The 22,287-nt window shown below is 65.9% G+C and carries 28 protein-coding genes; 9 read left to right on the forward strand and 19 right to left on the reverse strand.

Annotation, left to right across the window (positions count from 1 at the left end; all coding sequences use genetic code 11):
• Positions 1-158: 158 nt before the first annotated feature.
• The 6 genes from BLR24_RS07110 to BLR24_RS07135 all read right to left on the reverse strand — a co-directional run bounded on the left by BLR24_RS07110 (position 159) and on the right by BLR24_RS07135 (position 3,745).
• The gene (locus tag BLR24_RS07110; protein WP_093014861.1) at positions 159-719 is read right to left on the reverse strand and encodes a ferritin-like domain-containing protein; all 561 of its coding nucleotides are present in this window, start codon (positions 717-719) and stop codon (positions 159-161) included.
• Complete coding sequence (locus tag BLR24_RS07115) at positions 716-1,204, reverse strand: hypothetical protein (protein WP_093014864.1); 489 nt, start codon at positions 1,202-1,204, stop codon at positions 716-718. Before BLR24_RS07115 ends, BLR24_RS07110 begins: the two co-directional genes overlap by 4 nt.
• A complete protein-coding gene (locus BLR24_RS07120) occupies positions 1,191-1,574 on the reverse strand; it encodes a hypothetical protein (RefSeq protein WP_093014867.1) in 384 nt (127 codons plus the stop codon). The genes BLR24_RS07115 and BLR24_RS07120 overlap by 14 nt, the downstream gene beginning before the upstream one ends.
• 43 nt (positions 1,575-1,617) lie before the next feature.
• Positions 1,618-1,995 (reverse strand): hypothetical protein, encoded by a 378-nt coding sequence (locus BLR24_RS07125; RefSeq protein WP_093014870.1) that lies wholly within the window; start codon positions 1,993-1,995, stop codon positions 1,618-1,620.
• 54 nt (positions 1,996-2,049) lie between these two features.
• Entirely contained in the window at positions 2,050-2,214 is a 165-nt protein-coding gene (locus BLR24_RS07130; protein ID WP_015866884.1) for a DUF1328 domain-containing protein, read from the reverse strand.
• Positions 2,215-2,425: 211 nt separating this feature from the next.
• Positions 2,426-3,745 (reverse strand): CHASE3 domain-containing protein, encoded by a 1,320-nt coding sequence (locus BLR24_RS07135; protein ID WP_093014873.1) that lies wholly within the window; start codon positions 3,743-3,745, stop codon positions 2,426-2,428.
• 131 nt (positions 3,746-3,876) lie between these two features.
• Here BLR24_RS07135 and BLR24_RS07140 point away from each other — a divergent pair, with 131 nt between their 5' ends.
• Positions 3,877-4,509: a response regulator gene (locus BLR24_RS07140; protein WP_007837167.1), complete on the forward strand. Its 633-nt coding sequence runs from the start codon at positions 3,877-3,879 to the stop codon at positions 4,507-4,509.
• A gap of 55 nt (positions 4,510-4,564) precedes the next feature.
• Here the strand turns inward: BLR24_RS07140 and BLR24_RS07145 are convergent, their stop codons facing one another.
• Positions 4,565-4,963, reverse strand: coding sequence for a response regulator (locus BLR24_RS07145; protein ID WP_093014876.1), 399 nt, complete (start codon positions 4,961-4,963; stop codon positions 4,565-4,567).
• A 233-nt stretch (positions 4,964-5,196) separates the two neighbouring features.
• Between BLR24_RS07145 and BLR24_RS07150 the strand changes: the two genes are divergently transcribed.
• Complete coding sequence (locus BLR24_RS07150) at positions 5,197-7,236, forward strand: AsmA family protein (protein ID WP_093014879.1); 2,040 nt, start codon at positions 5,197-5,199, stop codon at positions 7,234-7,236.
• 43 nt (positions 7,237-7,279) lie between these two features.
• On the opposite strand, the gene BLR24_RS07155 is transcribed toward BLR24_RS07150, so the two are convergent.
• The 3 genes from BLR24_RS07155 to gpmA all read right to left on the reverse strand — a co-directional run bounded on the left by BLR24_RS07155 (position 7,280) and on the right by gpmA (position 10,373).
• Positions 7,280-8,044, reverse strand: coding sequence for a HesA/MoeB/ThiF family protein (locus BLR24_RS07155; protein WP_093014882.1), 765 nt, complete (start codon positions 8,042-8,044; stop codon positions 7,280-7,282).
• A 38-nt stretch (positions 8,045-8,082) separates the two neighbouring features.
• Positions 8,083-9,525 (reverse strand): S41 family peptidase, encoded by a 1,443-nt coding sequence (locus BLR24_RS07160; protein WP_055803425.1) that lies wholly within the window; start codon positions 9,523-9,525, stop codon positions 8,083-8,085.
• 104 nt (positions 9,526-9,629) lie between these two features.
• The gene (gene gpmA / locus BLR24_RS07165) at positions 9,630-10,373 is read right to left on the reverse strand and encodes a 2,3-diphosphoglycerate-dependent phosphoglycerate mutase (RefSeq protein ID WP_093014885.1); all 744 of its coding nucleotides are present in this window, start codon (positions 10,371-10,373) and stop codon (positions 9,630-9,632) included.
• Between the two features lie 81 nt (positions 10,374-10,454).
• On the opposite strand from gpmA, the gene BLR24_RS07170 reads away from it, so the two are divergent.
• The 6 genes from BLR24_RS07170 (at position 10,455) to nadA (ending at position 14,830) form a co-directional block, all read left to right on the forward strand.
• Entirely contained in the window at positions 10,455-10,865 is a 411-nt protein-coding gene (locus tag BLR24_RS07170; RefSeq protein WP_175543231.1) for a rhodanese-like domain-containing protein, read from the forward strand.
• A gap of 20 nt (positions 10,866-10,885) precedes the next feature.
• Complete coding sequence (gene grxC / locus BLR24_RS07175; RefSeq protein ID WP_093014891.1) at positions 10,886-11,146, forward strand: glutaredoxin 3; 261 nt, start codon at positions 10,886-10,888, stop codon at positions 11,144-11,146.
• Between the two features lie 128 nt (positions 11,147-11,274).
• Entirely contained in the window at positions 11,275-11,739 is a 465-nt protein-coding gene (secB, locus tag BLR24_RS07180; RefSeq protein WP_093014894.1) for a protein-export chaperone SecB, read from the forward strand.
• 24 nt (positions 11,740-11,763) lie between these two features.
• Positions 11,764-12,807, forward strand: coding sequence for an NAD(P)H-dependent glycerol-3-phosphate dehydrogenase (locus BLR24_RS07185; RefSeq protein WP_093014897.1), 1,044 nt, complete (start codon positions 11,764-11,766; stop codon positions 12,805-12,807).
• A 13-nt stretch (positions 12,808-12,820) separates the two neighbouring features.
• Entirely contained in the window at positions 12,821-13,705 is an 885-nt protein-coding gene (gene nadC, locus BLR24_RS07190; RefSeq protein WP_093014900.1) for a carboxylating nicotinate-nucleotide diphosphorylase, read from the forward strand.
• A gap of 6 nt (positions 13,706-13,711) precedes the next feature.
• The gene (gene nadA, locus BLR24_RS07195; RefSeq protein ID WP_093014903.1) at positions 13,712-14,830 is read left to right on the forward strand and encodes a quinolinate synthase NadA; all 1,119 of its coding nucleotides are present in this window, start codon (positions 13,712-13,714) and stop codon (positions 14,828-14,830) included.
• Positions 14,831-14,956: 126 nt separating this feature from the next.
• Here nadA and BLR24_RS07200 read toward each other — a convergent pair whose 3' ends face one another.
• From BLR24_RS07200 to BLR24_RS07230, 7 genes are all read right to left on the reverse strand, one after another.
• Entirely contained in the window at positions 14,957-15,319 is a 363-nt protein-coding gene (locus BLR24_RS07200; RefSeq protein WP_093014906.1) for a 6-carboxytetrahydropterin synthase, read from the reverse strand.
• Positions 15,320-15,338: 19 nt separating this feature from the next.
• Complete coding sequence (queE, locus tag BLR24_RS07205) at positions 15,339-15,977, reverse strand: 7-carboxy-7-deazaguanine synthase (protein WP_093014909.1); 639 nt, start codon at positions 15,975-15,977, stop codon at positions 15,339-15,341.
• On the reverse strand, positions 15,974-16,825 hold the full coding sequence (gene panC / locus BLR24_RS07210) for a pantoate--beta-alanine ligase (protein WP_093014912.1): 852 nt from the start codon (positions 16,823-16,825) through the stop codon (positions 15,974-15,976). Before panC ends, queE begins: the two co-directional genes overlap by 4 nt.
• A 12-nt stretch (positions 16,826-16,837) precedes the next feature.
• Positions 16,838-17,728, reverse strand: coding sequence for a 3-methyl-2-oxobutanoate hydroxymethyltransferase (gene panB, locus BLR24_RS07215; RefSeq protein WP_093014915.1), 891 nt, complete (start codon positions 17,726-17,728; stop codon positions 16,838-16,840).
• A gap of 71 nt (positions 17,729-17,799) precedes the next feature.
• Positions 17,800-19,377 (reverse strand): L-aspartate oxidase, encoded by a 1,578-nt coding sequence (nadB, locus tag BLR24_RS07220; protein ID WP_093014918.1) that lies wholly within the window; start codon positions 19,375-19,377, stop codon positions 17,800-17,802.
• Positions 19,378-19,403: 26 nt separating this feature from the next.
• Complete coding sequence (locus BLR24_RS07225) at positions 19,404-20,240, reverse strand: segregation and condensation protein A (RefSeq protein WP_093014920.1); 837 nt, start codon at positions 20,238-20,240, stop codon at positions 19,404-19,406.
• Positions 20,241-20,308: 68 nt separating this feature from the next.
• A complete protein-coding gene (locus BLR24_RS07230) occupies positions 20,309-20,515 on the reverse strand; it encodes a DUF3460 family protein (RefSeq protein ID WP_093014922.1) in 207 nt (68 codons plus the stop codon).
• A gap of 39 nt (positions 20,516-20,554) precedes the next feature.
• Here BLR24_RS07230 and BLR24_RS07235 point away from each other — a divergent pair, with 39 nt between their 5' ends.
• Positions 20,555-21,061: an outer membrane protein assembly factor BamE gene (locus BLR24_RS07235; RefSeq protein ID WP_093014925.1), complete on the forward strand. Its 507-nt coding sequence runs from the start codon at positions 20,555-20,557 to the stop codon at positions 21,059-21,061.
• 85 nt (positions 21,062-21,146) lie between these two features.
• On the opposite strand, the gene BLR24_RS07240 is transcribed toward BLR24_RS07235, so the two are convergent.
• Both BLR24_RS07240 and BLR24_RS07245 read right to left on the reverse strand, forming a co-directional pair.
• Positions 21,147-21,524 (reverse strand): hypothetical protein, encoded by a 378-nt coding sequence (locus tag BLR24_RS07240; RefSeq protein ID WP_093014928.1) that lies wholly within the window; start codon positions 21,522-21,524, stop codon positions 21,147-21,149.
• Between the two features lie 8 nt (positions 21,525-21,532).
• Positions 21,533-22,159: a DUF6891 domain-containing protein gene (locus BLR24_RS07245; protein WP_093014931.1), complete on the reverse strand. Its 627-nt coding sequence runs from the start codon at positions 22,157-22,159 to the stop codon at positions 21,533-21,535.
• Positions 22,160-22,287 lie beyond the last annotated feature (128 nt).

Raw genomic sequence — 22,287 nt, forward strand, 5'->3', positions numbered from 1 at the left:
CCAGCGTGTAGTCACGCTGCGTGCGTTTGACGCCTGATTCCATTGACTTGCCTTTTCTTGGGGGAAAAGGTGTCAACCCATTTCAGGACGGGTCACGCCCAAGAAAAATGCCCGGTTCGTCCGGGCTTTTTTCTGCGTGGTGGCGGGCTTGGGCCCGCTCAGTGGCCGAGCCAATCCTTCAGCTCGTCGGCATGCTCTTCCTCGTCGGAAAGAATGTCTTCCAGCATCCGCCGCGTCGTCGGATCCTTGTCGCCGATCAGGTTGATCATCTGACGGTAGGTTTCCACCGCAATACGCTCCGCCACGAGGTTGGCGCGCACCATGGACTGCAGGTCCGTGGATTCGTCGTAGCTGGCGTGGCTGCGATCAAGCAGATGCGTGGGTGCAAAGTCGGGCTCGCCGCCCAACTGCACGATGCGTTCCGCGATGCGGTCGGCATGTCCCGACTCTGCGTTGGCGTGCACCAGGAATTCTTCGGCGATCTTCGGCGACGACACTCCGTTGGCGGTGAAGTAGTGGCGCTTGTAGCGCAGCACGCAGACCAGTTCGGTGGCGAGCGCGTCGTTCAGCAGCTTCACGACGTCGTCCCGCCAGGGGCCGTAGCTCGGGGTGACGGCGCCTTCGTCGAGGCTCTTGGCTGCCTCGCCGATGGCTTTCTCGTCGAGCACCAGGCGCTTGTGTCCTGCCGGGTTCGCGGCCGTGGAAACTTGGGCATTCATGAGGGGTCCTTTCGTGGGCTTGTGTTTTTCTGCATCAACGTGTTGACGACGTCAGCCACGTCGGATGTCTTGAGCACAGCCGCCAGCACCGCCGTAAAGGAGAGCAGGCGCCACGGCTTGAGAAGCACCATCGCCGCGCCCGTGGCCGCAGCAATCGCCATGAGCTTCGCTGGCTCCTTGCGGGCATAGTGCTCGAGCACCGGCCGCGCAAGCTGGCCCACCGCATGGGCTGGATGGCGGCGCCACCAGCGCTCGGTCATGCTGCGCGCCATGGAGACCCATCTTCGGTGCCCCCGGAACGGATGGCCGGGCTCCGCGGTGTCGTCGACGTCGGGTATTCCCGCCGGCTCTTGCCCTGCTGCACCGCGCCTGCTGCGGAGACGGTCGTCCGGCTCGTCGTCACCGTTCAGCTCTTTGACGAGCGCCCGGCGCGAAATGGCAAGCCGCTCCTTCGGCGTGAGAAAACTGCGCTCAACGTCGTTCATGGCGGGCTCCTGCTTCGTGCAATGCCGTCAGGTCTGCATGGACCTGCTCGCGCAGATCGTCGAACCCGTAGGCCGGGAACGGTCGCGCGGCCAGCCAGGCACAGATGCCGGCAAATACCAGCGCCGCGCCGGGAACGGCGACCAGTACCCAGTGAAAGCTGCCATGCAGCACGCCCATCAGCACCGCAACGCCGATGAGCCCGAGCGCCAGCATGGCGCTGGCCGCAGCCAGCACGCCGGCCACGATGCGCGCGACAATGCCGCGCCCGGCCTCTGAGGCCTCCTGCCTGACCAGCGCCGCGTAGTTCGCCGCGTGTTCGGCAATGAGTTCCGGATGCCCGAGCACCGTGGAAAAGATCGGATGAAGCATGGTGCGCGGGAATCGGGTGGAGCGGCGGATTGGCGGCAGCGGATCAGTAGTCGTCCCGATGGTTGCGGCTGGCCAGCACGATGAGCGCGGTGATCGCGGCGCCGGCTGCGGCGGCAATCAGCACCGAGCGCACGGGCTGGTCGGAGATATAGCGGCCAGTGACGTCGGCAGCCTGTTCGAGCCGGCGCTGGGCACGGGCACTCGTGGTCGATGCCGCATCGAGGCCGCGCTGCACTGCCTGCTGCACGCGCGCTGCCAGTTGCTCGACCGCGGGTTCCGCATCGCGGCGCAGTTCGCGCACCTTCTCGCCGGCCGCATTCACTGCGTTCTGCGCATAAGCGCGGGTCGTGTCGACCGCGTCGTTGGCAGTCTGGCGCGCCTCTTCGGCAATTTGCGAGGGAGTCTTGGTCGTCGTGTTCATGAGAATTTCCTTTCCGGGGAGATGAATTGCGGGAGCCTGCTGATCGTAACGACGCTACTTGCGCCTGAGCAAGCCGGCCAGAAAACTAGCGATGGCAAGCACGGCGAAGATCACGAAAAGGATCTTTGCGATTCCTACTGCGCTGGCTGCAATGCCGCCGAAACCGAATACGGCGGCAATCAGGGCGATGACCAGAAACACCACTGCGTAATACAACATGTGGACTCCTTCGAGGCTTCGCTCGTAGTTTTTAGAAGGCCCGTTCAAAAGAGGAATGAGATGAACGGCTCGGGATCAACCTTAAGTGGCCCCCCCGCCAGACCCTGTCAGCGACCGGGCGCGGGGTGCGTAGGAGATGGCCGAGTTCCTCAAAAGCCGCCTGTGCGGCGAGTCGCGCAAGGGCGTCGGCGCCGCGGCCCCCGGTGCTGCGTCAAAGCACCTTGACGGTCGGCAGCATGGCGCTCAGCCGGGTGCCGCGCCCCGGCGTAGAAGCGATCGTGAGCCTGCCGCGGGCGGCCTCGACCCGGTGGCGCATGCCCGCGAGGCCGTGGGTCGAGGGGTGGACGCGCAGGGGATCAAAGCCCTTCCCGTTGTCGGCGACTTCCACGATCACGTGGTTCTCGTAGTTCTTCAGGACGATCGTGGCTTCGCCGGCTTCCGCGTACTTGCCGATGTTGGTGAGGCTCTCCTGCACCATGCGGTAGATCGTGAGCTGGCGCGATTCGTCCATGGCCACGGGTTCGAGCGCCATCTGCACCTGGATGCCCGATCGCTCGGCGAATTCGCGTCCGAGAATCTCGAGCGATGCGACCAGCCCGAGGTTCGAAAGCGATGAGGGTCGCAGGTCTTCGATGATGCGGCGCTTGAGCGCGATGCCGCTGTTCAGCAGCTCGGTCAGATGCTGCAGCCGCTGGGTGGCGTCGGGCGCATCGAGCAGCCTCGACTTGAGACGGGCGACGTCCAGCTTGGCTGCCGTGAGCAGCGAGCCGAGTTCGTCGTGCAGTTCGCGCGCGAGATAGCCGCGCTCTGTTTCGCGCACGTCCTGCAGGTGGGTGGCCAGTTCGGCCAGCGACGCTGTGCGTTCGCGCACCTCGTCTTCGAGCGCGTTGCGTTCCCGCTGCAGCGTTTCCTGCTGGCGCTCCCCGATCGAGCGCAGCGCATGCGTCTGCCGCAGGTACAGGAAAAACGCAAAAAAAGCGGCTAACGCCACGATGGCGGTGCCGATGCGCGCCAGCTGCAGTGACCTCATCACCTGCACCTGGCTTTCGTTCAGGGTCCTGTTGCTGTTTGCGACCAGGTCGAGGGCGCTCTTGCGGATGGCGTCCATTTCCTCGCGCCCGACGTCGGTCGTGATGACGAACTTCCAGGCGTCGTCCTTGCCGTCCTGCCGCAGCCGCACGCTCATGTCCATTTCGGCGATCTTGCGCAGTACGTGCTTGGAAAGGTCCGCCAACTGCGTGCGCTCGGCCGGCCGTTCGGCGTAAAGTTGGCGTAGTGTGGCCAGATGCCCGTCGACCTGTCTGACTGCCGCGTCGTAGGGCTGGCGGTAGCTGGTTTCGCCGGTCAGGAGATAGCCTCGCTGGCCGGTTTCGGCATCGAGCATGTTCTGCAGAATAAGGTTGAGCGTGGCGCGCACCTTTTGCGCCTCGCCGATGTCCGCCAGCGCACGGCTCGACTGGCGGTAACCGGCCTCGTTGATGCCAACGAGTGCCAGCGCAGCCAGCGCCGCGAGCAGGAGGCTCACGGCCATTTTTGGAGGAGCTAACCAGTGCATGAAACTTTCGAAGGTGCTTTCAACACAAGTTCGTGAATAATCGATAACTAGCAGGGGACCGGCATGTTGCAGCTTCCACAGATGCGACACAACGAAGAAAGTAACAGATGATCAAAATTGGAATTGTGGACGACCACGCCATCGTGAGATCTGGCCTGAGGCAGTTCTTCTCCGAACACGTCGACTTGCGCGTGGCCGGCGAAGCCGCCAGTGGCCGCGAAGCCATCGAACTCGTGCGCACCACGGAACTCGATGTGCTGGTGATGGACCTTTCCATGCCCGGGCAGAGCGGCATCGACGCTCTTGCCATGATCCGCGCCAAGGCGCCGGACGTGGGCATCCTGATCCTGAGCGGCTATCCCGAAGAGCACTACGCGATGAATCTCATCCGGCAGGGCGCGAGCGGGTACCTCAACAAGGAGTGCGACCCGATCGAGATCGTCAATGCGATTCGCACCATCTCGCTCGGCCGCCGTTACATCACGCCGGCCGTTGCGGAGTTGCTCGCACGCCAGCTCGACCGCAAGGACGATGCTGCACCGCACGAACAACTCTCGGAGCGGGAATTCCAGGTGTTCCTGAAGCTCGCCAAAGGCGAAACCGCGGGCGACATTGCCAAGACGCTGTCGTTGTCGGTCAAGACCGTCAGTACCTACCGGACGCGCTTGATGGAGAAGATGAACCTGTCTTCCAACAGCGACCTCACGTACTACGCCTTGAAGAACAAGCTGATCGATTGAGGGCAACAGCCCCGTGTCGAACAAGAAGCGGCCCATTGCGGCCGCTTTTTCGTTTTCAGTCTGAGGCGGGACGGTGAGCCGCTGCCTCGAGGATGCAGAAGTCGACCAGCGCGTCGATCTCGTTCGACTTGTCGAACACCGCATCGACACCGAATTCGGCGCAGCGCCGCCGGATGTCGGGCGTCGCATAGTTGCTGAGCACCACCACCTTCTGGTTGGCCCGGCGCGCGGTGCAGGCCTGGAGCACGCCAAGCCCGCTGCCTTGCTTGAGAAAAAGATCGACCACCGCCAGATCCCACTCTTCGCTATGGTCGTGCAGCCACTGCCTCGCATTTGCTTCGGTTTCGGCAAAGCCGACGACCGTCGTGCAGGTAAGTTCTTCCAGAGTGCCAATGAGGTTTTCACGGATCGTGGGGTTGTCTTCGACGATATAGGTCTGCAATCTGGTATCCATGCCGAACCGCGCTTCCTCTGACGTTGGCAGGTGTCTCCGAACTCCTGCTGGCGAGTGTCTGCGCATTGAAGATTGATGCCCCGCCGGCAAGCATCATGCAGGGTTCGAGGGACGCGTGTTGTAGGCGTGTTCTGACGAAGCCGCTTTATCTCTTCGTTCCGTAGGCAATGCCTCACGGTTTTTGCGGTCCACTGCCGACCTGTGGAGCGCCGCGGCCGGTTTATCCAGACGGCATGGCAACGAATGTCGTCCTTGGCAACCGGCTTCGCACCGGAGAGTTCTGGCTCAAGGTGCTGGGGGTCTTCTTGCTGCTGCTCGCCCTGCTGGCGGTGGTACTGGCGCTTTTTCCGTGGGACACGCTGCGCGAACCCCTGAACCGCTATGTCAGCGAAAAAACCGGACGCAAGTTCGAGATCACGCGCCGGCTCGACGTCGGGCTCGGGCTGCGCGGAGCCACCATCAAGGCCGACGGCATCGAGTTTGCCAATCCGCAGTGGGCGCGCGACCCTTACCTGGTCAAGGCGGAGCGCGCCGAATTCGACATCCGGCTCTGGCCCCTCATCAGGCAGAAGATCGTGATTCCGCGGCTGGCGCTCGTTTCGCCCACCCTCGGTCTCCAGATGGAGGCCGACGGGCGGCGTACATGGGCACTCGGCAAGGACACCTCCGACCCCGGCACCGTTCCCGTCATCGGCCTGATGCAGGTCGACAGCGGCGCGGTCGATTTCCTGGCCAAGCACCTGGGAGTCGACCTGCACGCCGATGTGAACTACGACACCAGTCTCGGCACGCTTCCGCTCAGCTATCGGATCAAGGGCCGCTACAAGGGCCAGCCGCTGACCGCCGAAGGGCGTACCGGCAACGTGTTGCAGCTCAAGGCGGCCGGCGCGCAGCCGTTTCCGCTGGAGGTAAATGCTGCCGCCGGCCAGACGCGGCTCAAGGCCTCGGGCACGGTGACCGACTTTGCCGACCTCGACGGGATCGACGCGAAGTTCGAACTCAAGGGCCAGACCCTCGGCGCTCTGTTCCCCCTGCTGGGCATCGCGCTGCCGGAAACCTCCCCCTATGCGCTGAGCGGCGACCTGCGCAAGCGCGGCAAGCAATGGGAGGTGGCCGGACTCAAGGGCCGGCTCGGTCTGTCCGACATCGCCGGCGACATGCGTTTCGACCAGGCGGGCAAGGTGCCGCACCTCGCGGGTGAATTGCGCTCTCGGGTGATGGACATGGACGACCTCGGCCCGCTCATCGGCCTGCCGCCCACCGAACGGTCGGCCAAGGCGGTGGAGGGCGTGGCGCCGCCTCCCACCATCAAGCAGGTCAAGCGAGGCAAGGACGCCAAGGTGCTGCCGAGCGCCACCCTCGACTTCGATCGGCTGCGCGCGATGAACGCCGACGTCAAGTACGTGGCCGACCGGATCAAGAACGTGCGCGACGTGCCGCTCGACCGCGGCAGCGTGCAGGTGAAGCTGAACAACAGCGTGCTTGCGCTCGAGCCGCTCGACCTGGGCGTGGGCGGCGGCAAGCTGGCTGGCGCCATCCGCATCGACGCCACCCAGAACCCGGCGGACATCCGCGCCTCGCTCGACCTGCGCAATGTGCAACTCAACCGCCTGATTCCCAAGATCGAGACCATGCGCAGCAGCTTCAGCAGGCTCGATGGCCGGATCAATCTGTCGGGGCGGGGAACCTCCGTGGCAAGCTGGCTCGGCGGCGCCTCGGGCGACGTCGCGGCGCTGACCGGGCGAGGGCGGTTCAGCAACCTGTTGCTCGAGTTCATGGGGCTGGACGGCGCCGAGATCATCAAGTTCCTGCTGCGCGGCGACCAGAACGTCGAACTGCGCTGCGCCGCCATGGCCTTCGACGTCAACAAGGGCGTCATGACCAGCCGCAGCATGGTGCTGGACACCGAAGACACCGTTTTCTATGCCAGCGGCCAGGCCAACCTGGCGACCGAAAAGCTCGACTTCGTGGTGCGCCCCCAGCCCAAGGACCGAAGCTTCCTGTCGCTGCGCTCGCCGCTGGTCGTCGGCGGCACCTTCGGGGCGCCGACCGGCGGGGTGCAGGCGGCGCCGCTGGCGGAGCGCGGCATCGCCGCCCTGGTGCTGGGCGCGCTCAATCCGCTGCTGGCCCTGGCTGCCACCGTCGAGACCGGGCCGGGCGAGGATGCCGATTGCAAGGGTGTGCTGGCACAAGCCAACAAACCTTCAACCGGTGCGGCGGCCGCGGGTGCGGCCAAGGCGAAGGGTGCGAAGCAGCAGCCGCCGCCGCGCTGATGCGTTCTGCGCCTGCAGCGCCGCCTTGGCGCCGCGCTTTCCGTTAGTTGCCTGCTGCTGCGCGTTGCGCGCACACGCTGCAATGCGGATCGCGCGCAATCTTCAGCGTGTCGAACGCCGTGCGGCGCCCGTCGAACATCAGGAGCTTGCCCGCCAGCGATGGACCGATGCCCGCCAGCAGCTTGAGCGCTTCGCTGGCCTGCAGCGTGCCGATGGTGCCGACCACTGGGCCGAACACGCCAAGCACCGCGCAAAGCGTTTCCTCGAAGGCCGCGTCGGGTGGAAAGATGCACGCATAGCAGGGGGAGGCGGGGTCGCGCGTGTCGTACACGCTCAACTGGCCATCGAAGCGGATCGCCGCGCCGGCCACCAGCGGCTTGCCGTGCGCCACGCAGGCGCGGTTGACGGCGTGCCGGGTGGCAAAGTTGTCGCAGCAGTCGACCACCACGTCCGCCGCCGCGACGAGGCGCGAGAGCAGCGCTTCGTCCGCTCGCAGGGCGTGCGTCTCGATGGCGATGTCGGGGTTGATGCCGCGCATGGCCTCTGCGGCCGATTCGACCTTGAGGCGACCCACGCGTGCGTTCGTGTGGGCGACCTGGCGCTGCAGGTTAGTGAGGTCGACCTCGTCGTCGTCCACCAGCACGATGTGCCCGACGCCGGCGGCCGCGAGGTACAGCGCCACGGGCGAACCCAGGCCACCCGCGCCGATGACCAGCGCGCGCCCGGCAGTGACGCGCTCCTGGCCGTCGATGCCGAACTCCTCGAGCAGGATGTGCCGCGAATAGCGCAGCAGGTCGTGATCGTCCATGCGCGCCTCGGCCCGCCCTGCCTTGACAGGTGCGCGCTTCAGTTTTCCTTCTTCTCTTCCTTGTTGTCGACGATGACCTGCGTCTTGCTCACGAGCACCGGCTGGCCCTTGAGGCGGTTGAGCGCCTGCACCAGCGGAAAGTCCTTGTCGGTGCCGAACTCGGGCACCTTGCGGTCCTGCGGCGGCTTCTTGGCTTCTTCCTCGAGGCGCTTGCGGGCTTCGTCGCGGGCCTTTTCGCGTTCCGGGTCCTTGGTCTCGGGGCCCTGGCCGCTGGCCAGGTGCTTCTCAAGGTCGGCCTCGCGCATGCGGAGGGCGGCGAAGGGGCTGCCCTCGGCGCTTTCGTCGACCAGCACGTTGGGCACGATGCCCTTGGCCTGGATCGAGGTGCCGCTTGGCGTGTAGTAGCGCGCTGTGGTGATCTTGAGGCCCGTGTCCGGTCCGAGCGGGCGCACGGTCTGCACCGAGCCCTTGCCGAAGGTCTGGCTGCCCATGACGGTGGCGCGCTTGTGGTCCTGCAGCGCACCGGCGACGATTTCGCTCGCGGAGGCCGAACCTTCGTTCACCAGCACCACCAGCGGCACCGTCTTGAGGGCGGCGGGCAGGTTGCGCAGCGGGTCGCTGCCGGAGCGGCGCTGGTAGAACTCGGGTGCCGCCTTGTAGACCGACTTGCTCTCGGCCAGCTGGCCGTCGGTGGACACCACCGTGACGTTCTCGGGCAGGAAGGCAGCCGAGATGGCCACCGCCGCGTCGAGCAGGCCGCCCGGGTCGTTGCGCAGGTCGAGCACCATGCCCTTGAGGTTGGGCTCTTCCTTGTAGATGTCTTCGACCTTCTTCACGAAGTCGTCGACCGTGCGTTCCTGGAACTGTGACAGCCGGATCCAGCCGTAGCCCGGCTCCATGACTTTGCCGCGCACCGATTGGGTCCGGATTTCTTCCCGCGTGATCGTGACCGGGAAGGTGCGGCTCTCGTCCTTGCGGAAGATGGTCAGCAGCACCTTGGTGTTGGCCTCGCCGCGCATGCGCTTGACGGCTTCGTTGAGCGACAGGCCGCGCACCGCGGTGTCGTCGATCTTGGTGATCAGGTCGTTCGGCTTCAGGCCGGCGCGGAAGGCCGGCGAGCCCTCGATCGGCGACACCACCTTGATCAGGCCGTCTTCTTGCGAGATCTCGATGCCCACGCCGACGAATCGGCCGGTCGTGCCTTCCCTGAATTCCTTGAAGGACTTCTTGTCGAAGTACTGGGAATGCGGGTCGAGGCCGGCCACCATGCCGGAGATGGCATCGGAAATGAGCTTTTTCTCATCGACCGGCTCGACATAGTCGCTCTTGACCATGCCGAAAACGGCAGCGAGCTGCTGCAATTCCTCGAGCGGGAGCGGCGCAAGCGAGCCGCGCGCGACCGTCTGCAACGAGACGGTGGTCAGGACGCCGGCAACGGCGCCAGCGGCGACCCAGCCGGTAATCTTCAATTTCTGGCCCATCATGAGTGATTGTCCTTGTCGGCTGTCGAGCCAATATACACAGCTTGGAAGCAAATTGCCTGCCGGGGTTCCACGGGGGACCGCCGCCAAGGGTTTTCTTTTCTTCAGCCTTTGCCCTGCGACGCCACCGCCGCGGCGGCCTTTTCGGCGGCCGCAGCATCGCCCAGGTAGTAGTGCCGCAGCGGCTTGAGCTCGTCATCGAGTTCGTAGACCAGCGGAATGCCGTTCGGAATGTTCAGGCCGACGATGGCGTCGTCCGAAATGCCGTCCAGGTACTTGACCAGCGCCCGGATCGAATTGCCGTGCGCCGCCACCACCAGGCGGCGCCCGGCGCGGATGGCCGGCGCCATCGATTCGTTCCAGAACGGCAGCACGCGCGCCACCGTGTCCTTCAGGCACTCGGTCAGCGGGATCTGCTCGGGCGACAGCTTGGCGTAGCGCACGTCGCTGCGTTCGCTGCGCGGGTCGTCGGCTTCCAGCGGCGGAGGAGGGGTGTTGTAGCTGCGGCGCCAGACCAGCACCTGCTCATCGCCGTATTTTTTGGCCGTTTCGGCCTTGTTCAGCCCCTGCAGGCCGCCGTAGTGGCGCTCGTTCAGGCGCCAGGAATGCACCACCGGCAGCCAGGTGCGGTCGAGCTCGTCCAGCGTGTGCCAGAGCGTGCGGGTAGCGCGCTTGAGCACGCTGGTGTAGGCCACGTCGAAGTCGTAGCCCTCGGCCTTGAGCAGCCGGCCGGCCTGTTTGGCCTGCTCGATGCCGGTTTCGGTCAGGTCGACATCCGTCCATCCGGTGAAGCGGTTTTCGAGATTCCAGGTCGATTCGCCATGGCGGATCAGTACCAGTTTGTGCATGTGGGAAGCCTTTGGCAGCGCTTGGGAAAACCAGCATTCTAAAATCCCGGGTTTGCCATCCAAGGAACCCCCGTGAAATTGATCGAATTCGTCACCGCCAACTGGATGCTGATCCTGATCGCACTCAGCTCGGGTGGCATGCTGGCCTGGCCGCTGATCCGCGGCGGCGTCGGCGGCGGCACCCTCACGGCCCAAGGGGCGGTGCAGCTCATCAACCGCGAACGCGCGGTGCTGGTCGACGTGCGCGAACCCGAAGAGTTCGCCACCGGCCACATGATCGGCGCCAAGAACGTTCCCCTGAACCTGCTGGAAGAAAAGCTGACCGGCACGGTCAAGAACAAGAACGTGCCGCTGCTGCTGGTGTGCGCCACCGGAGCCCGTGCCCAGCGCGCCGTGGCCATGGCCAAGAAACTCGGCTACGAGCAGGCCCAAGCGGTGGCCGGCGGCCTCAAGGCTTGGAAAGAGGCTAACCTGCCGGTTGAAAAAGCCTGAGCCTGCCTCAGCTAAAGCGTATGCAAGCCGTCAAGATGTACACCACCGCCGTCTGCCCCTATTGCATTCGTGCCAAGCAGATCCTCAAGTCCAAGGGTGTCGAGCAAATCGAAGAAATTCGCATCGACAGTGATCCGGACGCCCGCAACACCATGATGGAGATCACCCGGCGCCGCACCGTGCCGCAGATTTTCATCGGCGACACCCACGTGGGCGGTTGCGACGACCTGATGGCGCTCGACAGTCGCGGCGGCCTGGTTCCGCTCCTGCAGGGCGCTTGATGTACGAAGCAGCCGAACGCCGCGAAAGCGGTCCGGGCGTCGGGCGATAATCGCCTGCTCATTCATCTGCAGCCCGCTGCGGGAACCTCTCCCCGGCGGGCATTGTTTTGATCCTCGAAAGTTCAGCCATGGCCGACCAGCAAGCCCAAGATCCCGTTTTCCAGATCCAGCGCGTCTACCTCAAGGACCTGTCGCTCGAACAGCCGAATTCACCCGCCATCCTGCTCGAGCAGGAGCAGCCCACCGTCGACATCCAGCTTGGCGTGGACGCCCAGCCGGTGGCTGAAGGCATCTTCGAAATCACCGTTTCGGCCACCGTGCAGACCAAGATCCAGGACAAGACCGTGTTCCTGGTCGAAGCCAAGCAAGCCGGCATCTTCGAGATCCGCAACCTGCCCGAAGACCAGATGGGCCCGATCCTCGGCATCGCCTGCCCGCAGATCGTCTATCCCTACCTGCGCGGCAACGTGGCCGACGTGATCCAGCGCGGTGGCTTCCCGCCCGTGCACCTGGCGGAAATCAATTTCCAGGCGATGTACGAGCAGCAGCAGGCTCAGGCCGCCGGCCAGCCCTCGCCGACCCTCGCGCAGTAAACCTGGCACAACGCCGCAACGCCGATGAAGATCTGCGTTCATGGCGCCGGTGCCTGGGGCACGGCGCTGGCCGTCAACGCGGCGGACCGCCACGAGGTCACGCTCTGGGCGCGCGACGCGGCCCAGGCCGCCGCGATCTCGGCCGCGCGCGAAAACATCCGCTACCTGCCTGGCCTGGCCTTGCCGCCCTCGCTCACGGTGCGGGCCGGCGATCTCCGCCAGGCTTCGGTAGGCGCCGAACTTGTCATAGTCGCCACGCCCATGGCCGCCCTGCGCCAGCAGCTCACGGACCTGCGCGGCACGACCGCGCCAGTGGCGTGGCTGTGCAAGGGCGTGGAGCCTGCGCTTGACCAATCTCCGGCCTCCTTTGGCTTGCTGGCCCATGAGATCTGGGCGCAAGTTGCTCCTGAATTGCTAGCGGGCGTGCTCAGCGGGCCGAGCTTTGCACAGGAAGTCGCCGAAGGACGGCCCACCGCGCTCGTGGCCGCGAGCCCGCATGCGGCGGTGCGCGACGCGCTGGTCGATGCCTTCCATGGACCGGCCTTGCGTGTCTACGCCAACGACGACATCGTGGGTGTCGAAGTCGGCGGCGCGGTCAAGAACGTGCTGGCCATTGCCACCGGCCTTTGCGACGGACTGGCGCTGGGGCTCAATGCGCGCGCCGCGCTCATCACGCGCGGCCTGGCGGAAATGACGCGCTTCGGCTTGGCGCTCGGTGCGCGCGCCGAGACTTTCATGGGCCTTTCCGGCTTGGGCGACCTGGTGCTGACCTCGACTGGCGACCTGTCGCGCAATCGCAAGGTCGGCCTGCTGCTGGCGCAGGGCCGCACCCTGGCAGAGGCCGTGGCTTCGCTGGGGCATGTGGCCGAAGGCGTCTATTGCGCACGCACCGTGGTGCAGCGCGCGCGGGGCCTGGGCGTCGAAATGCCCATCGCCGAAGGCGTGGTCGCACTGCTCGACGGCAAGCTGAGCCCCCGGGAGGCCGTCGCCTCGCTGACCGGCCGCGATCCGGTGCCCGAGTCGGTGCTCGCGCCCGCGGAACCACGCGGTTCACCCCAACAAGACTGAAGAGACAAGAGCCATGAGCCTTCGCTTTGATTTTTCGGCGCCGGCCGTGGCCGAGCTGGCCCACGCCGACGCCGCCCGCGCACTGCAGGAAGATGTGGCCGATGGCGACCTGACCGCTTCGCTGGTCGATCCCGGCCGCCGGGCCCTGGCCCGCGTGCTGGCGCGCGAGGCGGCCGTGGTCTGCGGTGCGCCCTGGGTCGAGGCCACCGTGCGGCAGCTCGATCCAGAGGCCCGCATCCGCTGGCTGTGCGGCGAGGGCGAGCGCTGTGCGGCCGACCAGGTTGTGCTCGAAATCGAGGGCAGTGCCCGCGCGTTGCTGACGGCCGAGCGCACCGCGCTCAATTTTCTTCAGCTGCTGAGCGCGGTCGCCACCAAGACCGCCCTTTACGCCGATGCGGTTCGCGGCACGCGCGCCCGCATCGTCGATACGCGAAAGACGCTGCCGGGCCTGCGCCTGGCGCAGAAATACGCAGTGCGCACCGGCGGCGGCCTGAACCACCGCATCGGCCTTTACGACGCGGTGCTCATCAAGGAAAACCACATCGCCGCTGCCGGCGGCGTGGCCGCGGCGCTGCGTGCCGTGACACCCGTCGCGGAGCGCGCGGCCTTCGTCGAAGTCGAGGTCGAAACGCTGGGGCAGCTGCGCGAGGCGCTCAAAGCCGGCGCGCGCATGGTGCTGCTCGACAACATGGACCTGCCGACCTTGCGCGAGGCGGTTCGCATCAACGACGAGACCGGCGCCGACCGCAAGGCCGTGCTCGAAATCTCCGGCGGCGTGACGCTCGAGGGCCTGCGCACCCTGGCCGAAACCGGTGTCGACCGCATCTCGGTCGGTGCGTTGACCAAGGACGTCAAAGCCATCGACTATTCGATGCGCTTCCAACCCGAGCACGACTGAACCGCCATGGCGAACGCATCCGTCATCGACGTCGACTACGAACAGCCCGCAGCGCAAGGCAGCGTCTGCGACACCCGCCACGCCTGGGCGCGCGTTCCGCCCGAGCCCTCGCCCGGCGAGCGCATCGCCCTCAAGGAGCGCATTCGCCGCCTGCTGCGCGAGCGCAATGCCGTCATGGTGTCGCACTTCTACGTGCACCCCGACCTGCAGGACCTGGCCGAGGAAACCGGCGGCATCGTGAGCGATTCGCTCGAGATGGCGCGCTTCGGCCGCGACCATGCCGCCACCACGCTGGTGGTGTCGGGCGTGCGCTTCATGGGCGAGACCGCCAAGATCCTCTCGCCCGAGAAGCGCGTGCTGATGCCCGACTTGGACGCCAACTGCTCGCTCGACCTGGGCTGCCCGGTCGACGAATTCAGCGCCTTCTGCGACCAGCACCCCGATCGGACCGTGGTCGTCTATGCCAACACCAGCGCGGCCGTGAAGGCGCGCGCCGACTGGCTCGTCACGTCGAGCTGCGCGCTCGACGTGGTGAGCGCGCTGCACGCACAGGGCCGAAAGATCCTCTGGGGCCCGGACCGCCACCTGGGCGACTACATCCAGCGCCAGACGGGCGCCGACATGGTGAGCTGGAACGGCGCCTGCATCGTGCACGACGAATTCAAGGCGCTCGAGCTCGACCTGCTTATGAAAGAGCATCCGGCCGCGAAGGTGCTGGTGCACCCTGAATCGCCAGCCGACGTGATCGCATTGGCCGATGCGGTCGGCTCGACCTCCGCGATCCTGAATGCGGCACGGGGCATGGACGCAAAGGAATTCATCGTCGCCACCGACACTGGCATGCTGCACAAGCTGCGCACGCTCAATCCCGGCAAGACCTTCATCGAAGCGCCGACCGCGGGTAATGGCGGCACCTGCAAGAGCTGCGCGCATTGCCCGTGGATGGCGATGAACGGGCTGGTGGAACTGGCGAATGCGTTGGAAACAGGTGCGGGCGAGATCCATGTCGATCCGGCGCTAGGGCTGCGCGCGCGGGTGCCGATCGATCGGATGCTGGCGTTCACCGCCGGTTTGAAGAATGGGCAGCCGGCCGGCAGCCTGATCGCAGGTATCGGCGCCGCCTGACTGCGCGTTGTTCCCTCTCCCGCGTGCGGGAGAGGGCTAGGGTGAGGGGTTCTCACAACATCGCGCGGCCTTCATTGCCGCTCACCCTCACCCCAACCCTCTCCCCAAGGGGAGAGGGAGTAAAACCTAGAACTCCAGCGTGCAGCTGTCCCCCAGCGCCTCTCGCCACACACGCACCCGCGCGAGCGACGCATGGAATTCCGGCAACGCATCCGCAATGAAAAGGCACAGATTCTCCAGCGTCGGCGGATGCAGCCCCGCCACGTCGTCCAGCAGGTGGTGGTCCAGCAGTTCGCGCACCTCGTCCAGCCGGCGGCGCAGCAGCCCCAGGTCGATCACCATGCCCGTCACGGGATCGCGCTGGCCCGAAAGCCAGACTTCGGCGTGGTAGGTGTGGCCGTGAATACGGCGGCTGCCTTCGACCTCGATGTCGCGCTTCAGCGTGTGCGCGGCATCGAAGAAAAAGCGTTGGCTGATGGTGAATCGCATCTGAAAAGTCTCTCCGCGCTCAGCGGATGCCAGTGATCTTGTGGGTCTGGACGCTGAGCCGCCAGGTGGGATGGCGCATGCACTCGGCAATGCACAGTTCGGTGTTCGCGACCCGGTCGGGCCCGTCCATCGGCTGCAGGAAGCGGTGGGTGAACTCGCCTGTGCGCGCCATCGCGTCGAGGTCGAATTCGGTCTGCGGCCAGACCAGCTTCAGCTCCTGTCCGCGCTGCTGCACCCAGGGCGCACCGGCCTTGGGGCTGATGCAGAGCCAGTCGATGCCTTCGGGCGCCACGACGGTGCCGTTGCTTTCGACCGCGATGCGAAAGCGCCGCGCATGCAGCGCGTCGACCAGCGCCGCATCCACCTGCAGCAGCGGCTCGCCACCGGTCAGCACCACCAACCGATGCTCGGCGTCGCCAACCGGCCACTGCGCGGCGATGGTGTCGGCGAGCTGGCCGGCATCCTTGAACTTGCCGCCAAGCGTGCCGTCGGTGCCGACGAAGTCGGTGTCGCAGAAACGGCAGACAGCCGTGGCGCGGTCCTCCTCGCGGCCCGTCCAGAGGTTGCAGCCGGCGAAGCGGCAGAACACGGCCGGCATGCCCGCCTGGCCGCCTTCGCCCTGCAGGGTGTAGAAGATTTCCTTGACGCTGTAGGTCATGAAGCCGGTGCCTCGATCTCCAGGTTGTCGATCAGCCGCGTGCCGCCCAACCGAGCCGCGGCCAACGCCACGAGCGGCTCGCCAGCCAGATCGGCAGAGGTGGGCCCCTGCAGATCGGAACGGCGCCGCAGCACAAGATAGTCCGGTTGCCAGCCGCGCTGAGACAGCGCCTGCATTGCCCGCGTTTCGATCGCGGCCAAATCGTGTTCGCCGGCTTGCACGGCTTCAGCCATGGCCTTCAGCGCCTTCGAGAGCTGCACGGCCTCCGCGCGCTCCTCCTTGCTCAGGTAGCCGTTGCGCGACGACAGCGCCAGCCCATCGTCGGCGCGAAAGGTTTCGCTGCCAATGATCTCGATCGGCAACGCGAACTGCCGCACCATGTGGCGGATCGTCATCAGCTGCTGGTAGTCCTTCTTGCCGAACACGGCCACGCGCGGCTGCACGCAGCTGAAGAGCTTCATCACCACCGTGCACACGCCGACGAAGAAGCCCGGGCGGAAGTGGCCTTCGAGGATGTCGGCCAGCGCCGGGTCCGGGTGCACCTTGCAGGTTTGCGGCTCGGGGTAGAGCGCCTTTTCATCCGGCGCGAACAGCACGTCGCAGCCGGCCGCGCGCAGCTTCTCGCAGTCGCTGTCCCAGGTGCGCGGATAGGTGTCGAAATCCTCGTGCGGCAGAAACTGCAGGCGATTGACGAAGATGCTCGCCACCGTCACGTCGCCCAGCGGCTTGGCCTGCCTGATCAGCGCGAGGTGACCGTCGTGCAGGTTGCCCATGGTGGGAACGAAGGCGGGACGCTTGAATGCGGCCAGATGGTCGCGCAGTTCGGCAACGGTGTGTGCGATGTACATGGTCTCGGTTCCTTACCAGGCGTGGAGTTGGTCGTCGGGGAAACTGCCGTCCTTGACGGCTTGCACGTAGGCTTTGAGGGCGGGCAGCACGCCCGGCGCGTCGGCCATGAAGTTGCGCACGAACTTCGGCATCTTGCCGAGGTTGATGCCCAGCATGTCGTGCAACACCAGCACCTGGCCGGCGGTGGCCTTGCCCGCGCCGATGCCGATGGTGGCGCAGTGCTTCAGTTCGGCGGTGAGTTCGGCGGCCAGCGCGGCCGGCACCATCTCCAGAACCAGCATCGTGGCGCCCGCATCCTGCAGCGCATGGGCCTGCTGCTTCAGAAGCGCGCCAGCATCGCCCTTGCCCTGCACGCGGTAGCCGCCCAGCGCGTGCACGGTCTGCGGCGTCAGGCCCAGATGCGCGCAGACGGGAATACCGCGCTCGACCAGGAAGCGCACCGTCTCGGTGGTCCAGCCGCCGCCTTCGAGCTTGACCATGTGCGCGCCGGCCTGCATCAGCACGGTGGCGCTGGCGAGCGCCTGTTCGCGCGATTCCTGGTAGCTGCCGAAGGGCAGGTCGGCAATCAGCCAGGCCGTGCCTTGCACGCGGCGCAGGCCGCGCGAAACGCTGTCGGTGTGATAGCGCATGGTGTCCAGGCTCACGCCCACCGTGCTGTTCAGGCCCTGGCAGACCATGCCGAGCGAATCGCCGACCAGGAGGCAGTCGACGCCCGCCGCGTCGGCCATGGCCGCGAAGGTGGCGTCGTAGGCCGTGAGCATTGCGATCTTCTCGCCGCGCGCGTGCATGTCGGCCAGGCGCGGCAGGCTCACGGGCTTGCGCGAGGCAAGCGGGGACGCCGGCGGCAGCGTGCCGTAGGGCGAGGCCGGGGGTGTTTCGGCAATGGGTGTGGTGTTGGACATGGTTGGGTTTCTCCCTGCGGGCGTCGGTGGCCGGGCATCCTTGAATGAAGAAAACGAAGCGGGTGGGTCGATCAGTCGGCCGGCACCAGCACCGTGGCTGCGGTGGGTTCGGCGAGCGAAGGATAGTCGCGGCTGAAATGCAGGCCACGGCTCTCGTGGCGGGCCTGCGCGGAGCGCACGATCAGCTCGGCCACCTGTACCAGGTTGCGCAGTTCGAGCAGGTCGCGCGTGACGTGGAAGTTCGCATAGAACTCCTGGATCTCTGCCTGCAGCAACGCGATGCGATGGCTCGCGCGCTCCAGGCGCTTGTTGGTGCGCACGATGCCCACGTAGTCCCACATGAAGCGGCGCAGTTCGTCCCAGTTGTGGGAGATGACCACGGCCTCGTCGGCGTCGGTGACGCGGCTGTCGTCCCAGGCGGGCAGTTCGGCGCTGCCGCGCGCGGGTGCCGCGGCGATGGCGCCGGCCGCGGCGCGCGCGAACACCATGCATTCGACCAGCGAGTTGCTGGCGAGGCGGTTGGCGCCGTGCAGGCCAGTGCAGGCGGTTTCGCCGATGGCGTAGAGGCCGGGCACGTCGGTGCGGCCGGCCAGATCGCTCAGCACGCCGCCGCAGGTGTAGTGCGCGGCCGGCACCACCGGAATGGGCTCGCGCGTGATGTCGATGCCCAGCTCCGCGCAGCGCGCGAGGATGTTGGGGAAGTGCTCTTTCAGGAACGCGGCCGGCTGGTGCGAGATGTCGAGGTGCACGCAGTCCAGGCCGTGCTTCTTCATCTCGAAGTCGATGGCGCGGGCCACCACGTCGCGCGGTGCGAGTTCGGCACGCTCGTCGTGCTTCGGCATGAAGCGCGTGCCTCCCGCCGATTCCGGCAGCTTCAGCAGCCCGCCTTCGCCGCGCACCGCTTCGCTGATCAGGAAGGACTTGGCGTGCGGGTGGTACAGGCAGGTTGGGTGGAACTGGACGAACTCCATGTTCGACACCCGGCAGCCCGCGCGCCACGCAGCGGCAATGCCGTCGCCGGTGGCGGTGTCGGGGTTGGTCGTGTAAAGGTACACCTTGCCCGCGCCGCCGGTGGCCAGGATGGTGTGCTGCGCGCGGAAGGCCAGCACTTCGTCGGTTTCGTCGTCCAGCGCGTAGAGGCCCAGGCAGGCCGGGTCATCGAGCCCGATCTTGGGCCCCGTGATCAGGTCGACCAGCGTGTGATGCTCGAACAGCGTGATGTTCGGCGTGCGGCGCACCCGCTCGATCAGTACCTGCTGCACGGCCGCGCCGGTGGCATCGGTCACATGCACGATGCGGCGCTGGCTGTGGCCGCCCTCGCGCGTCAGGTGCAGGCCGCCGCCTTCTTCGGAGAAGGGCACGCCCAGTTCGCGCAGCCAGCCGATGGCCTCGGGCGCATGCTCGACCACGAAGCGCGTGGCCTCGGGGTCGCAAAGGCCCGCGCCGGCCACCAGCGTGTCTTGCACGTGTGCGTCGAAGCTGTCGCCGGCGGCCAGCACGGCCGCGATGCCGCCCTGCGCCCAGGCGCTGGAGCCATCGTTCAATGCGCGCTTGGTGAGCACCGCCACGCGGTGCGTGGGCGCCAGGTGCAGCGCAGCAGAAAGGCCTGCGAGGCCGCTGCCGACGATGAGGACGTCGAAATCGAGCACGGCGGAATTCCGGGGGTAGGTGGGGGTCAGGCTGGTGAATAGGCCAGCCGCACGTAGATCGGCGCGAAGGCTTCCGCCTGCGTGATGTCGATCAGCGTTTCCTTCGCGAGCTCGAGCATCGCGATGAAGGTGACGATCAGCACCGGCGCGCCGCGCGACGGGTCGAACAGTTTCTCGAACTCGACGAAGCGCTGCCCCTGCAGGTGGCGCAGCACGATGCTCATGTGCTCGCGCACGTTGAGTTCCTCGCGCGAGATCTTGTGGTGCTGCACGAGCTTGGCGCGCTTCATGATGTCGGCCCACGCGTCGCGCAGCTCGACCACGTTCATGTCGGGAAAGCGGGGCTTGAGCGATTGCTCGATGTAGACCTGCCCCTTCCAGAAGTCGCGCCCGTAGGTCGGCATGGCGCTGATGGCGGCGGCCTGCAGCTTGGTCTGCTCGTATTCGAGCAGGCGGCGCACCAGCTCTGCGCGCGGGTCTTCGGCCTCTTCGCCTTCCGCCACCTTCTTGGGCGGCAGCAGCATGCGCGACTTGATCTCGATCAGCATCGCGGCCATCAGCAGATACTCGGCCGCGAGTTCGAGATTCGTCTGGCGGATCTCGTCGACGTAGCTCAGGTACTGCCGCGTGAGCCCCGCCATCGGGATGTCGAGGATGTTGAAGTTCTGCTTCCTGATCAGGTAGAGCAGCAGGTCCAGCGGACCTTCGAAGGCTTCGAGAAAGACCTGCAGCGCCTCCGGCGGGATGTACAGGTCCTTCGGCATCGCGAACAGCGGCTCGCCATAGAGCCTGGCGAGCGCGACCTGGTCGACCACCTCGGGCATGCTGGCCACGAGCGTGTCGTTGTCCTCGTTGCCCTTCATCGGGTGCTTGCTATCATTTCAATAGCTGCAGGCGACGAGGACGAACGATGGATGCCGGCTGGGCACCATTACTTGACTTGGGTCTGGTAGACGTACGGCTGCTGCGGTACGTTGGCCTCGCTGTATTCCTCCAGCAGGCTGCGGTCGAGGTGCTTGTCCCACAGCAGGGCGCGGCCGGCGCGCTGTTCGGCTTCCAGCGTCGGCTTCTTTTCCTTCATCTCCTCGATGAAGCTGGTGATCTCGGAGGTGTAGTGGGGGCGGCGGAAGATGGACATAGACTGGACCTTTGAAGCGCGAATTTTACCGGGGATGGCATGAAGCGACGACAACAGTGGCGGATCGGCTTTGCAACAGCGTTATTGGCGGCGGCATTGATGGGGCTTTCGGGTTGCGACCCGCAGCGCATCGGCGAGCTGGAGGAAGGCGTCTCGACCGAGGCCGACGTGCGCGCCAGGTTCGGCGAGCCCGAGAACATCTGGGATGCGCCTAACGGCCGCGTGCTCGAATACAACCGCCAGCCGCAGGGCCAGAAGAACTACATGATCACCATCGGCGCCGACGGCAAGATGAGCGCGCTGCGCCAGGTGCTGACGCCTGAGAACTTTGCCAAAGTGCAGCCGGGCATGATGATGGAAGACCTGCGCAAGCTGCTCGGCAAGCCCGCCAAGGTCACGCCCTACGCGCTCAAGCGCGAAACCGAATGGGAATGGCGCTGGGTTCAGCCGCCGAATTCGCCAATGGTGTTTACAGCGGTCCTGAACAGCGACCAGCGCGTGCTGCGCAGCGGCTCGACTGCAGACCGCAGCACTGAAAAGCAATAGTCCCGCGGTTATCGGCGGCGCCCGGTCAACGGGCAGGCACCGGTGCGCGGCAGGATGTAGCCGTCGGCGAAGACGTCGCGGTGGGCTATACGGGCGAAGGCCGCGCCGGTGCCAGACACGCGGCCGCCAAAAAAGCAATCTGCCACACCGACCAAAGCCCGATCCAGGCCCATCCAGCGGAAGCCTCCCGCTCGAAGAACTTGATGCCTTGGCTGACTGTCATTGAATAGAGCGCCAGGTCGAGTACGACGCCAAGACCGAGCATGCCCAGGCTGCCGAAGCGTGGCCATCTCTTGTGATTGGCGAGGCTGTAGAAGGCGGCCGGAAAGAGGATGAGCGCCATGAATCCGAAGGGCCACGCGGCCGTCCAGCCTTCTCCCATGCCCCCCAACACCAGCGCCACAAAGGCGCACATCAGGCCGAGGGCCGTGCCAAGAAGTGTGAGAACGATCTTGATGAGCATCGAAGTGCCTAACGTTCGCGCACGGTATCGGACGCCGACGGGCTGCGCTTGTGCCATGGATCGACAGGGATCACGATGCGCTGTGCAACATCGCCGCTCCAGGACGGGGAGAACGCGCACGTTCTCAGCGTTTGCATGATCGTGCGCCCGACCTCGGTGTTCCTTTCTTCTCGCTGTCCGTCGCTCGTTTTGCCGATCGCCCCGAAGGCGAGACGAAGGCAACCGCTGGCGACGGCATCGTCTACGTCCTGCGCGTGATAGAAGCAAAATGCAACCAGCCCGGAATCGATGCCACCCGATTCGAAGAAGATCCGGCGGACCTCTTCAAGCCCCTCGGCTCGTGAATTGCCCGCACGATGCAGCGCGATGAAGCCTGTTTCTCGCAGCGCCACGAAGACCTCGTCCAGGCGGTCGTACGTGGTTCGTGGGGGCCAAGCGGCTTCGGCAGCCGCCTTGGATGCGACAGCCTCGCCGACGTGCGACTGGATCCACGCGCGATCCGCGTCGGTGAGGGTGCCGGGCTCGAGATATTCGTCCTCGATGAGCCAGCCGATGTCGCCAAGGCGGACAAAGCCACCCCACGCCAGTTGATGAATGCGGTTGAGCGTGTCTTCGGGGTCCAGAGTGAGGGTCATTGCCGTTCTCCGGGCGTCTCGCGGCGGTCGGCGTACGCGTCGAGCCATTTGCTGAGGCTGTATGGATACGATCTGCTGGCCACTGGAACTCCCTGAAGGCCACGATCGGGCCTTTCTGGCCACTAATA

Origin of the sequence: Variovorax sp. OV700, assembly GCF_900099805.1 — a bacterium.
Taxonomy (GTDB): domain Bacteria; phylum Pseudomonadota; class Gammaproteobacteria; order Burkholderiales; family Burkholderiaceae_C; genus Variovorax.